Origin of the sequence: Yersinia fenwicki (assembly GCF_043099325.1) — a bacterium.
In the GTDB taxonomy this organism is placed as follows: Bacteria; Pseudomonadota; Gammaproteobacteria; order Enterobacterales; family Enterobacteriaceae; genus Yersinia.
In genome coordinates this window covers 4,084,799-4,097,212 of record NZ_CP170755.1, presented here as the reverse complement: position 1 = coordinate 4,097,212, position 12,414 = coordinate 4,084,799, and the positions used below count along the sequence as shown (strand labels likewise).

The following is a 12,414-nucleotide window of genomic DNA, read 5'->3' as shown; positions in this document are numbered from 1 at the left end:
ACCTACAATAGATTAGCAGTGCTCCCCAGCTTGCAAGTCTTGTTGCAGACTGGCAACTATCTCAAATGAAGATAATCTCGCCTGGTGATCAAAGATCTGACCATTCACCATTAACTCATCAGCTTGAGTTTCACGCAATAACGACTGAAGCCCGTGTCGGACTTTACTCTTATCACCAATAATGGACAGTCGCAGCGCTTGATCAATACCAAACTGTTCGGCTGGCGAGAAGATTTTCTCCATATCTTCGACTGGCGGAGGAAGCTGCCCCGGAGTGCCACGGCGCAGATTGACAAACTGCTGCTGCATCGAGGTAAACAAGAAACGGGCATCACGCTCGCTGTCTGCGGCGACGACATTCACACACACAATCGCATAAGGTTTCGGCCATTGAGCGGAGGGTTTGAAGTTTTCGCGGTACAGTTTGAGCGCCTGGAATAGCATGTCCGGCGCAAAATGCGAAGCGAAAGCGAAAGGTAGGCCCATAGCCGCTGCCAGTTGCGCGCTGTACAGGCTGGAACCCAGCAGCCACAAAGGGACATGCAAACCTTGACCGGGAACAGCTTGTACTGCTTGCCCAGGTTGCACTTCGGCAAAGTAGTTTTGCAGTTCGCGCACATCAGACGGGAAGTTATCTACCTCACCGGACAAATGGCGACGTAGTGCCATCATGGTGCGCTGGTCAGTGCCAGGTGCTCGGCCCAGACCGAGGTCGATACGGTCAGGATACAGCGAGGCGAGGGTGCCAAACTGCTCAGCTATTACTAATGGTGAATGGTTTGGCAGCATAACACCACCTGAACCGACACGGATGGTGCTAGTGCCACCGGCAATATAGCCAATTAGCACAGAGGTCGCAGCACTGGCAATGCCGGTCATATTATGATGTTCAGCCAGCCAGTAGCGGTGGTATCCCCACTTTTCAGCATGTTGAGCCAAGTCTAGCGAGGCGTGAAATGCATCTCGTGGCGTCTTGCCCTGAGCTACCGGTGATAAATCGAGAACAGAAAGCGGGACTTGTGCTTTATCTGTTGTAGCAACATTGTTGTCATTCATAGAATCGTCCATCTTAACCTTATGTCGAGTCGCTTGAAGGGCGAACGCACGAATCCTCTTCGTCCTCGACGTTGCAGGGGTGCTAGCTGCGCGCACTTACCCGAGTCACTTACTTGAGTAAGCTCATCGTGATCCGTTTGCTGACTGGCGACCTGCACCACCAATGACGTTGAGGATCGAACTAACTGGCTCACAGAAATGTGAGGCTATTACCCTTAGCAGCATAATCTAAATAATAGTTGCAGACGGGGTAATAAATGCGGCGATTAAATGGCTGGTAAGCCTATCAGGATTACCAACAAGCATTGGCAATGTAGCTGAAACAATAGCCGCGCTGAAAACCGTGCGTATCAATTTGGTCTATACCCAAGTGCGGGCACCCAATCTATGCGCAATTGGAGCATAACGCATCCGAATCTTTATCTTCAACGTTCGACCAATTTAGCACTCTCCGTTGATCTATCTAGTCAATTATTCTGATTTATTAGCCGATAAATCAATTATAAAAAATTTAATGCTGTTTCAAGTGTTATTGGATCTGGTAGATGTGACCACATCGACAAATATCACATTAACCTTTGTATTTGAGTGGTTAATTTTTATTGATGATCGTCACACATTTACTGTGGAAAAAATAATGTACCGCAGCGCTTATATACTAATAAATCATGTATAATCCTTATTTATCAATACTTTATTGAATATCTTATTGTTTATTGAAATAATATGCTGCTTATTGATCATATGTGTAGATTAAAATTCAGGATAAGACTCTTTTTGTAGAATATTTTTCCCTTCATGATGAGTTAATTAGGTTAAGTGAAAAAAACATTCTCTATTCCTCGGCGTAATATAGCCAAAAAATAATAACACCTGCCCTCGGCTATTTTCCTGAATGGGTTAAATAGCGGATAACTCGCTCTGTACATATTTATAACAATAAAACTTACTAACCAGAGATTAAGGCGAGACCGATTATGGAAACGGCAAAAACAAATAAGAGTGTCATTTTAATTGATTCTCCGGCAGCCAAAAATGCCAAGATGACTGAGAGAGAATGGCAGGAAGCTATTAAGTTTGACAGCACGGATTTTGGCTGGGTAATAATGAGTATTGGGATGGCTATCGGTGCAGGGATTGTATTTTTACCCGTGCAAGTTGGGTTAATGGGATTATGGGTGTTTTTGCTTTCATCTATTATTGGCTATCCTGCCATGTATCTCTTCCAACGATTATTTATTAATACATTGGCAGAGTCACCAGAATGTAAAGACTACCCCGGTGTTATCAGTGGATATTTAGGGAAAAACTGGGGGATCGTCTTAGGCGCACTCTATTTTATTATGCTGGTTATCTGGATGTTTGTTTATTCTACTGCCATTACCAATGACAGCGCTTCCTATTTACAAACATTCGGTGTAACTGAAGGGCTATTATCCGATAATCCTTTTTATGGTTTAGTGCTAATTTGTGTGCTGGTGGCAATCTCCTCCCGAGGTGAAAAACTGTTGTTCAAACTGTCGAGCTTTATGGTGATTACCAAGTTATTGGTGGTGGCTGCATTGGGTATTTCGATGGTAGGGATGTGGCACTTGTACAACGTTGGTATGCTGCCACCCGTGGGTTTGCTAATAAAAAATGCAATAATTACACTGCCGTTTACCCTGACGTCTATCTTGTTTATTCAAACACTCAGTCCAATGGTTATCTCATATCGGGCCAAGGAAAAGTCACTGGAAGTAGCTCGTCATAAAGCCCTGCGGGCGATGAATATTGCTTTTGGTATTTTATTCTGCACGGTATTCTTCTATGCGGTTTCCTTTACGCTAGCAATGGGACACGATGAAGCGGTTAAAGCTTATGAGCAAAATATTTCAGCGCTGGCTATCGCTGCTAAATTCTTCCCCGGCGGATGGGCAACTGTAGTCAGTGTTATTTTAAATATCTTTGCAGTAATGACGGCATTCTTTGGTGTTTATTTAGGCTTCCGTGAAGCGACACAAGGTATTGTGCTTAATATATTACGTCGCATCATGCCACCTGAAAATATTAATGAGCGCTGGGTGCAAAATGGAATCATGGTCTTTGCTGTATTACTGGCATGGGGCGCGATTATATTAAATGCACCAGTCTTGAGCTTTACTTCTATTTGTAGCCCAATATTCGGCATGGTGGGGTGTTTGATTCCTGCATATTTAGTCTATAAAGTTCCGGCACTGCATAAATATAAAGGTCTGTCTCTAACAGTTATTATTATTACCGGTGTTTTACTGTGTATTTCTCCATTCCTGGCATTCTCTTGAAATAACGGCATCTGACATTACCTGCTGTAAATGTTTGAAGGTATTCATTATGAGTAACACAACTGATTTTTCTTTATGGACTGCGTTTATCCATGTCATTCAACGGGATGTGCAACCCGCCGTAGGGTGTACTGAACCGATAGCCTTGGCGTTGGCATCAGCCATTGCTGCTTCATATTTGCCCGCGAAAGCTGAGCGTATTGAGGCGCGGGTTTCACCAAACCTGATGAAAAATGGTATGGGTGTGACAGTGCCTGGCACCGGCATGGTGGGATTACCAATTGCCGCCGCAGTCGGGGCATTAGGCGGTAATCCTGATGGTGGGTTGGAGGTATTGAAAAATCTCAGCTCGCAGCAGGTGGCGGAAGCAAAAGCCATGTTGGATCGGGGGGATGTACGAGTCGATATACAGACGGGAGATGAAATCCTGTTTGCCGAAGCCACGCTATATCACGAAGATCAATGGGCTTGTGTCACTATTGCTGGTGGCCACACTCATGTGGTGAGAATTGTCATTAATGGCAATGTTCTATTTGAACTGGCGTCAGAGTCCCCGTCAGAACAGGTGGCGTGTCATGCTCATGATTGTCTGAAGCAGGCGACGGCTCGTCAGGTTTATCAATTTGCCACCCAAGTGCCATTTGAGCAGATTGCCTTTATTTTACAGGCCGCCAAATTGAATGGGGCACTGTCGCAAGAAGGGCTAACGGGCAACTATGGCTTGCACATTGGTGCTTCACTGATGCGTCAGCGCGGGCGGGGGTTACTGGTTAAAGATTTACTGTCGGATATTATGATTCGCTCAGCGGCGGCATCTGATGCACGCATGGGCGGGGCGCTGTTGCCCGCGATGAGTAATTCCGGCTCCGGTAATCAGGGGATTGCTGCCACCATGCCAGTATTGGTGGTGGCAGAGCACGTAGGGGCCAGTGAGGAAGAGTTGGCGCGGGCGCTTATTCTTTCCCATTTGATGGCTATTTATATTCACAGCCAGTTACCCGCTTTGTCTGCATTATGTGCCGCAACCACCGCCGCAATGGGTGCTGCTGCAGGGATGGCGTGGCTGCTGGAGCCACGTTATGAACCGGTAGCATTGGCCATTGGCAGTATGATTGGTGATATCAGCGGGATTATCTGTGATGGTGCGGCCAACAGTTGTGCGATGAAAGTCTCCACCAGTGTCAGTGCGGCGTATAAGGCGGTGTTGATGGCATTAGACAGCAGCGGGGTTACCGGCAATGAGGGGATCGTCGCTGATGATGTCGACCAGTCAATCGCTAATCTGTGTGCGCTGGCCTGTGGTGCGATGCGGCAAACAGACAGTCAGATTATTGAGATTATGGCGCGAAAGTGTCACTGTGATTAAGCGTTGATAAGTATAAATAACCGGGAGGGCAGTGATGCTCACCCGGCTTATTGTTATTGGCTTATGACACTAATTCCAGACCGGCGAGCCGTCGCCAGTAGCCATTACAATCGGCTTTATCAGCCAGTGTCAGTGGGTTTAATCCCAACTCGTTGGTGCGGAACTGATCAATGACACCCAGCGTTTCCATGCCTTGTGGCGAAAGGCGGACAATATCCACCAAACCTTGCATAGAAATCAGATCGTTACCGAGGTTATAGCAGTAGCCACTTTGGGTCTGAATCCCATTAAGGATAAACACCTGTTGGTCTTCCTGTGACAGCACCGGCCGCCCTTGCGGGTATTTAATGCAGCAGGTCTCACACTCGTCTTTAGCCCGATCTTCTGAGCGTGCAGTAAAGCATCGTGCAGAATAAGCCAGCGGCAGGTGACCGTAGCTCAACACCTCGACTTCAAACTGATTGCGGAACCCCAGTTCTTCACACTGTTGCAGCACATGAGTCAGCCAATCGCGCGAAAGCTCAACTGGCATACACCAGCGCATCATGCCCTGACGATGCAAAATCCGCAGAGTATAGGCGTTGTAGCAATTGAGGGCATGACCGGCCACAAAGGGTAAACCGCGCTCCACCGCCATATTTACCGCACCTAAGTCATTAGCTTCTAACAAGAACTCGCCGTTTTCGACATAGCGCTTTAATTCATTTAATTCTGACGGCGCTTGCAGCAGGGCCAGTGTGGAAATCACCACCTGTTTGCCGCTGGCGGCAACGTCTTTGGCGAGTGCTAACCAGTCACCCACTTTCATTTCGCGGCGTTTGGTACAAACATTCTCACCAAGATAAATGATATCAGCACTGCTGCTGGCAGCAGCCTGATAAAAAGTTTCAATATCGGTTTTTGGCCAGTAATAGAGTACTGCGCCTAAGGCGTACTTCATATTTCCTCCGGCTACTGCCACTTGCGATGATAAGCGCCCAGGGTGGTTTGGGTGCCTTCGGACATTGCACCCAGTTGTTCCATCCATTCTTCTTTGGCGGAAAATTGCGCAGGGTTGGCCAGATAGCGGTCAATCGCCTGCCGCCACACTTTTGCCACCTGGCTGACATAAGCCGGGCTGCGCTGACGCCCTTCAATTTTCACCGAGGCAATATTGGCGGCAAATAATTCCGGTAGCAGTTCAAGTGTATTCAGGCTGGTCGGCTCTTCCAGTGCATGATAGCGTTGCCCATCCACCAGATAGCGCCCTTTGCACAAGGTCGGATAGCCGGCATTTTCGTTATCTTCATAACGGTCGATTAGCACTTCATTGAGGCGAGACTCCATCCCTTGCGGGGTTTGCTGCCAGCGCACAAAGCGCGCCGGAGAGCAGGCACCGACAGTATTGGGTGATTCACCGGTCAAATAGGATGAAAGATAACACCGCCCTTCAGCCATAATGCACAAGCTGCCAAAGGCAAAAACTTCCAAGGGAACCGGGCTGGTGCGGGACAGTTGTTTTACCTGATGCATGGATAGCACCCGCGGCAAAACAACTCGTGCCACATCAAAATGGCGTTGATAGAAGCGGATAGCTTCATCATTGGTTGCCGATGCTTGTACCGATACATGGCGTTCAACTTCCGGGTAGCGTTCGGCGGCATATTCCAACATTGCCAAATCCGCCAGAATCAGGGCATCAGCCCCAAGCTGTGCTGCCATATCAACAGCCCGTTGCCAGCGGGAATAGCCGTCAGGATGAGCAAACGTATTGATGGCGATATGCAATTTCCGTTTGCGGCTGTGAACGTAATTGACGGCTTCCTGTAATTTTTTATCGGTGAAATTCAGTCCGGCAAAATGGCGGGCATTAGTATCATCTTTCAAGCCGATATAAACCGCGTCAGCACCATTATCGATTGCGGCCTTTAATGCGGGTAAATTACCGGCAGGACAAAGCAGCTCCATAGAATTTTCCCTATCCGAAGATGATAGTAGAGTTTAGCGAATGGCGATTTTAGTTAACCCGCCGTGAACTGACCTTGATTTAGGGCAGTTTCTTTCGCATTGGTGCCATTCTTCTGATATTTAGCAAAGATCTGGTGCAAAATTTATTGATATAACAGGCTTCCACATTCTGCCAATGTGGCAAAATAGAACTTTATTTTATACAGATTAATACCCAAAGTAATTGGAGTTGCAGGTAGGCGGCAAAAGAACTCATCCCAATGAGCTTACATAAGTAAGTGATTTGGGTGAGTGAATGTAGCCAACACCCCTGTGGCTTCAAGTACAAAGGGTATATCACCAAAAAGGAGTCAGCCTGTGTTGGGAGAACTACGAGCACGCCTTGTACGCCAAGGGCCAGCGCTGCTGCGGAGGCCGTTAAAATTTACGCCATTTGCTTTGCAACGCCAGGTATTGGAGCAAGTGTTGGGCTGGCAATTCCGTCAGGCGCTGCTGGACGGAGATCTGGAGTTTCTGGAGTCTCGCTGGTTAAAAATTGAAGTGCGTGACCTCGCATTGCAATGGTTTATGACCGTGGAAAACGGTAGGCTGGTGGTGAGCCAACAGGCTGAGGCGGATGTTAGCTTCAGCGGTGATGCCAACGATCTGATTCTGATCGCTGCCCGCAAAGAAGATCCGGATACGCTATTTTTCCAGCGCCGGCTGCGAATTGAAGGGGATACCGAATTGGGCCTGTATGTGAAAAATCTGATGGATGCCATTGAATTGGAATCCATGCCGACGCTACTGCGAGTTGGTCTGCAACAACTGGCGGAATTTATTGAGGCGGGTCAGCAAGAGGGTGCGGCGAGTACTTCCCGTACGTTAGCATCGTGCTGATCCGGGTTGAAATTCCAGTGGATGCTCCGGGGATCGACGCCTTATTACGCAAGGCATTTAAGGGCGATGATGAAGCAGAATTAGTGCAACAATTGCGCGAAGATGGCTTACTGACGCTGGGCATTGTGGCAACCGATGATGAAGGCGGTGTAGTCGGTTATGCGGCATTCAGCCCGGTAGATGTGGGCGGAGAAGACCGTCAGTGGGTTGCACTGGCCCCGCTGGCAGTGGAAGAAGGTCTGCGTCGTCAAGGATTGGCTGAGAAGCTGGTCTATGAAGGTCTCGATTCGCTCAATGAGTTCGGCTATGCCGCGGTGGTAGTATTAGGCGATCCCGCCTATTATCAGCGTTTTGGCTTTGTGCCAGCGGCCCGCCACCAATTAACCTGCCGTTGGCCTGATACTGAAGAAGCCTTTCAGGTGTACGCGTTGGCAGAAGATGCATTGACTGATGCCGATGGCGAAGTGGTATTTTCTGCACCGTTTAATCGGTTCTAACGTCTAGCAACGATACCAATGAGGAGGGCTGGTTCACCACCAGCTTCTCTTTTTGTTGCTTATTGAGCTGCTTGACTCGATATTCCAGCTTCAACGCCGTTGAGCGATCCCCTGCTTCACAATGAAATACCAGCGCTAACTCTCCCTTGCCCCGTAGCGCTTTTGCGCCTTTTCCAGCTTGATGCTGCGTCAGTCTCCTGGCCACATCAGTGGTAATTCCGGTATACAGCATGCCACTGGTGGTGCGCAGCAGATAGAGATACCAAAGGCTGTCCGACATAATCTTATTCCAGTCCGGGGGTAGCGGTTTGGAACATTATTACCGGAATTTCCCATTGCATCCTGACTTTTTTATCTGCTGGCACCTGATCAGTTTAAATGAGTTCTATTTGGCTCAATATGAACCATTCAATTGCTTATTTAGTCTTTGTTGCAAATTCAAAGCGTGGTGAAACCAAACCGTACAATGTCCAACCCAGGAAGGTGACAATCGCACCCCAAGTCATGGCTTCCTGGCCTGAACTATAAAGCGCATAGAAGCTATACATCGCACCGATAAAGGCAATGATATTGGCTTTGCGCGCTTTTGCCGGTGGAACATTGGCGGTTTTCTGAATAATGACCAACGCTGCCATCGATAGAATATAAGGGATGATATTGGTCACGACTGCCAGATTCACCAACACATTGAATTGTTTATTCAATGATGGGCTAATGGTCATTAGCGACAAGACACTTTGGATGGCAACAATAGTCAGCATCCCTTTGATTGGCGCATCAGCTTTACTGACTTTAGAGAAGATTTTCGGGAAGAAACCTTCATCGGCAGAGGATTTAAATACTTGAGCGATGGTGAACTGCCAGCCGAGCAATGAACCTACACATGACATAATCATCAATGCCATGATGATCTTACCCACTGCAGGGGTAAACATATAAGCGAATGCCAGGCCAAACGGCGCTGTTGAGTTCGCCAAGTCCATATTAGGGACAATACCGGCGATGACGTTGGTCGAAATAATATAGATAACCGCTGCACCTAAAGTCCCGCCCAATACTGCAATCGGAACGTTACGTTCAGGGTTTTCTACGGCGTCGGTATTAGCACAGGCAGATTCCAGACCCAGGAAAGCCCATAATGTCATCGAGATGGAGGAGCCGATTGCTTCAAAAGTAGGCACGCCATGTGGGTTCCATGCCGCCGCGTAAGCGGAGCCGCTAAACCAGAACCAACCAATAATCGAAATCCCCACGACTGGAATAATCACCCCCCAGATAGTGACACTACTGATTTGCCCGGTAATACGTGCGCCGCCGAAGTTAGCCACTGTTGCCAACCACAGTACGCCGATAGTCGCGATACAAATACCCAGTGGCGTTAAGGTGGCACCCAGTAATTCAGTTCCGTACCCGACCGCAGATATGGCAATAGCGATATTGGCAATCAATAGGGACGCGCCATAGGTATAGTTGGCCATGAAGTTGCCGGATTTACCGAAGGCGTATTCTGCATAACCGCCCATCCCACCCGATTTACGGCTGAACATCCCGCACTGGGCAAATGCATAAGCCAGCGCCATGGAACCCACGGCGGTGACTAACCATGAAACGATAGAAATCGTCCCAACTTCGGCGAGTTTGGTTGGCAGCATAATTATGCCTGACCCCATCATATTGACGGCAGTCAGAATAGTTAGCTGTACTACTCCCATCTTATTATTTGTTTTACCCATTTTTATTATCTCTTTTTAAATTTCAGAGACTGCGGGAATAATCTCCCGCAGGTTTGAGTTATTGGTGTTGTATAATAGAAGTCTTCTTTTTTACTTGTTTTTCATCATGTAGCCGTATGCGCGGTTCCATCCGTCTTCATCGACTTGTAAATAAACACCTTGTAATTCAGGTGCAAAACCTGGCAATAAGTTAATGCTTTCTTCAAGTGCCAGGAAATAACGTTGAGCAGCCCCCCCCCAAACTTCACCAGGGACAACACACAATACTCCCGGTGGGTAAGGAAGTGCGCCTTCAGCGGCAATTCGGCCTTCTGCTTTACATAATGGAACTAATTCAGCATGTCCACGAACGAATTCAATATTGGCATCCTGAGGATTCATCATGACTTTAGGGAAATATTGTTTGCGGAACATTTCTTTTTGCAGCTGTTTAACATCGTAGCTGACATAAAGGTCATGCATTTCCTGACATAATTTACCGATGGTATAGCCTTTATAACGAGTTTCGTTATTACGATAAACTGTTGGTAATACATCACTCAGCAATGCATCTTCTTCAATGAAACGTTCAAAGCGAGCAATTTGCGCCACCAAATGTTGCATTTTTGCCAAGTCTTCTGCTGGCGTTAATAAGAACAGAATAGAGTTAAGGTCGCATTTTTCTGGCACGATGCCATTTTCACGCAGGAAGTTAGCCAGAATAGTGGCCGGAATACCTGAAGCGGTATATTCGCCGGTATTGGTATCAATGCCTGGTGTAGTTAATAACAATTTACAAGGGTCGACAAAGTATTGTGATGCTTCATAACCTTCAAAAGCATGCCATTTTTCGCCTGGAATAAAATTAAAGAAGCGTAAATCTTGAGCCATAGCCTCGGTGTCATATTCTTGCCAAGGTTTACCATCAACTTCTACCGGCACAAAAGGTTTAATCATATTACAGGTATTTAAGATCATTTTACGGGCTTCAATACCGGTCTTCACACAATCTAACCACATGCGCTGACCACTTTTCCCTTCATGCATTTTCGCATTAACATCTAATGCTGCGAATAATGGATAGAATGGACTGGTGGAAGCGTGCAACATAAAGGCATTATTAAAACGTTTATGGTTACAATAACGATCCTGGCCTTTAATATGTTTATCTTTCTTATGAATTTGCGAGGTTTGCGAGAACCCAGCTTGTTGTTTATGTACTGATTGCGTAACGATAATACCGGGATCGTTTTCATTCAGTTCAAGTAATAGTGGTGAGCAATCTTTCATCATAGGAATAAACTGCTCATAACCCACCCAAGCAGAGTCGAACAGAATATAGTCACAAAGGTGGCCGATTTTATCCACAACCTGACGAGCGTTATAAATGGTGCCGTCATAAGTGCCTAATTGGATAATTGCCAGGCGGAATGGACGCGCTTCGTTGGCACGCTCCGGGGCGACGCTACGTATTTGTTCACGCAGGTATTTCTCTTCAAAACAATGAGCATCAATACCACCGATAAAGCCAAACGGGTTACGGGCAGTTTCCAGATAAACTGGTGTAGCCCCTGCTTGAATCAGTGCGCCGTGGTGGTTGGATTTATGGTTATTACGGTCAAACAGGACCAGATCACCACGGGCTAATAGGGCATTGGTGGCAACTTTATTAGAAGCTGATGTTCCGTTCAGTACGAAATAGGTTTTATCGGCATTAAATACTTTTGCAGCATGTTTTTGAGCATCACAAGGTGCGCCTTCATGAATAAGCAAATCGCCTAACTTGACGTCAGCATTACACATATCAGAACGGAAAATAGTCTCACCGTAGAAGTCAAAGAATTGACGTCCAGCCGGATGTTTACGGAAGAATTGACCACCTTGGTGTCCTGGACAGGCAAAAGTAGAATTCCCCATCTCAACATATTTTTTTAATGTACTGAAGAACGGAGGTAGCAACTCTTTTTCATATTTTTCAGCTGCGGACTCCAGTTGTTTACCGTAAAAGTCAGTATTATCACCGCACAGTTCAAATACTCCATTTAAAGACGGTAATACATCGGTATTCAGCTCTTCTTCACAACAAACAGCCGCAAAAATAGGAATATCCAGACCTAATGAATGAATGCTTTCAATAACACCATTATTAATGTCTTGAACAGAAAGCACCACAGCAGCTATATCAGTAAAATCGGTATGTAAAACATCCACCACTTCACGTTGTGATTCGAAACAAGGGATGGCAGATGTGCTCGCCGCGATATTTAATTTTTTCATCATAAATTCTCTTTTATTTTAAGAGGCTATTTTACTTGTCACTTTGAGATTGAGCAGTGCTCGAAATCCTCACGTAGCCATAATTTTTAAGGTCATGGTGTACGCTCCGGTTTCTGCGCGCTGGTCGCACTCAAATTGTCTGCGACAATTACGCCTACATTATTTGTTGGTTTATTTAAATTAATGCTTATTAAATTTTTGGTATAGCAGTCCGTATCAATGAATTAAAACTCATTAATAAGTAAGTCTGCTTTTCTGCGCAACACGATGCCTTTATACCATTCCTGGTCTTTACATAAAAAAGACAGGATTTAAGGCATAGTGATCCTCATGTCATTTAGCATTAATGACAAAAGTGACATTTAATTTTTACAGGA

The 12,414-nt window shown here is 46.4% G+C and carries 10 protein-coding genes; 4 read left to right on the top strand and 6 right to left on the bottom strand.

The features are described from left to right. Window positions 1-12: 12 nt before the first annotated feature. A complete protein-coding gene (locus ACF3VQ_RS18530) occupies window positions 13-1,056 on the bottom strand; it encodes a luciferase-like monooxygenase (protein WP_392432485.1) in 1,044 nt (347 codons plus the stop codon). Window positions 1,057-2,033: 977 nt separating this feature from the next. Here ACF3VQ_RS18530 and ACF3VQ_RS18525 point away from each other — a divergent pair. Beyond that, window positions 2,034-3,359, top strand: a complete 1,326-nt coding sequence (locus ACF3VQ_RS18525) for a hypothetical protein (protein ID WP_392432484.1) — start codon at window positions 2,034-2,036, stop codon at window positions 3,357-3,359. Between the two features lie 49 nt (window positions 3,360-3,408). Continuing rightward, window positions 3,409-4,725: a serine dehydratase subunit alpha family protein gene (locus tag ACF3VQ_RS18520; protein WP_392432483.1), complete on the top strand. Its 1,317-nt coding sequence runs from the start codon at window positions 3,409-3,411 to the stop codon at window positions 4,723-4,725. 61 nt (window positions 4,726-4,786) lie between these two features. Here ACF3VQ_RS18520 and ACF3VQ_RS18515 read toward each other — a convergent pair whose 3' ends face one another. Continuing rightward, on the bottom strand, window positions 4,787-5,665 hold the full coding sequence (locus tag ACF3VQ_RS18515; RefSeq protein WP_392432482.1) for a U32 family peptidase: 879 nt from the start codon (window positions 5,663-5,665) through the stop codon (window positions 4,787-4,789). Window positions 5,666-5,676: 11 nt separating this feature from the next. Then, window positions 5,677-6,672, bottom strand: a complete 996-nt coding sequence (locus tag ACF3VQ_RS18510; RefSeq protein WP_019080678.1) for a peptidase U32 family protein — start codon at window positions 6,670-6,672, stop codon at window positions 5,677-5,679. A 357-nt stretch (window positions 6,673-7,029) separates the two neighbouring features. Here ACF3VQ_RS18510 and ACF3VQ_RS18505 point away from each other — a divergent pair, with 357 nt between their 5' ends. Both ACF3VQ_RS18505 and ACF3VQ_RS18500 read left to right on the top strand, forming a co-directional pair. Beyond that, window positions 7,030-7,551 (top strand): SCP2 domain-containing protein, encoded by a 522-nt coding sequence (locus tag ACF3VQ_RS18505; RefSeq protein ID WP_392432481.1) that lies wholly within the window; start codon window positions 7,030-7,032, stop codon window positions 7,549-7,551. Beyond that, a complete protein-coding gene (locus ACF3VQ_RS18500; protein WP_046051695.1) occupies window positions 7,545-8,048 on the top strand; it encodes a GNAT family N-acetyltransferase in 504 nt (167 codons plus the stop codon). The genes ACF3VQ_RS18505 and ACF3VQ_RS18500 overlap by 7 nt, the downstream gene beginning before the upstream one ends. On the opposite strand, the gene ACF3VQ_RS18495 is transcribed toward ACF3VQ_RS18500, so the two are convergent. From ACF3VQ_RS18495 to speF, 3 genes are all read right to left on the bottom strand, one after another. Then, entirely contained in the window at window positions 8,035-8,328 is a 294-nt protein-coding gene (locus ACF3VQ_RS18495) for a GIY-YIG nuclease family protein (RefSeq protein ID WP_392432480.1), read from the bottom strand. The genes ACF3VQ_RS18500 and ACF3VQ_RS18495 overlap by 14 nt on opposite strands. Before the next feature lie 136 nt (window positions 8,329-8,464). Next, window positions 8,465-9,781, bottom strand: a complete 1,317-nt coding sequence (potE, locus tag ACF3VQ_RS18490) for a putrescine-ornithine antiporter (protein ID WP_392432479.1) — start codon at window positions 9,779-9,781, stop codon at window positions 8,465-8,467. 90 nt (window positions 9,782-9,871) lie between these two features. Next, window positions 9,872-12,037, bottom strand: a complete 2,166-nt coding sequence (gene speF, locus ACF3VQ_RS18485; RefSeq protein ID WP_392435692.1) for an ornithine decarboxylase SpeF — start codon at window positions 12,035-12,037, stop codon at window positions 9,872-9,874. Window positions 12,038-12,414 lie beyond the last annotated feature (377 nt).

What these genes read in the sequence shown, in the direction of transcription:
- ACF3VQ_RS18530 (WP_392432485.1), bottom strand. Translation starts at nt 1,056, where the DNA reads ATGAATGACAACAATGTTGCTACAACAGATAAAGCACAAGTCCCGCTT.
- ACF3VQ_RS18525 (WP_392432484.1), top strand. Translation starts at nt 2,034, where the DNA reads ATGGAAACGGCAAAAACAAATAAGAGTGTCATTTTAATTGATTCTCCG.
- ACF3VQ_RS18520 (WP_392432483.1), top strand. Translation starts at nt 3,409, where the DNA reads ATGAGTAACACAACTGATTTTTCTTTATGGACTGCGTTTATCCATGTC.
- ACF3VQ_RS18515 (WP_392432482.1), bottom strand. Translation starts at nt 5,665, where the DNA reads ATGAAGTACGCCTTAGGCGCAGTACTCTATTACTGGCCAAAAACCGAT.
- ACF3VQ_RS18510 (WP_019080678.1), bottom strand. Translation starts at nt 6,672, where the DNA reads ATGGAGCTGCTTTGTCCTGCCGGTAATTTACCCGCATTAAAGGCCGCA.
- ACF3VQ_RS18495 (WP_392432480.1), bottom strand. Translation starts at nt 8,328, where the DNA reads ATGTCGGACAGCCTTTGGTATCTCTATCTGCTGCGCACCACCAGTGGC.
- potE (WP_392432479.1), bottom strand. Translation starts at nt 9,781, where the DNA reads ATGGGTAAAACAAATAATAAGATGGGAGTAGTACAGCTAACTATTCTG.
- speF (WP_392435692.1), bottom strand. Translation starts at nt 12,037, where the DNA reads ATGAAAAAATTAAATATCGCGGCGAGCACATCTGCCATCCCTTGTTTC.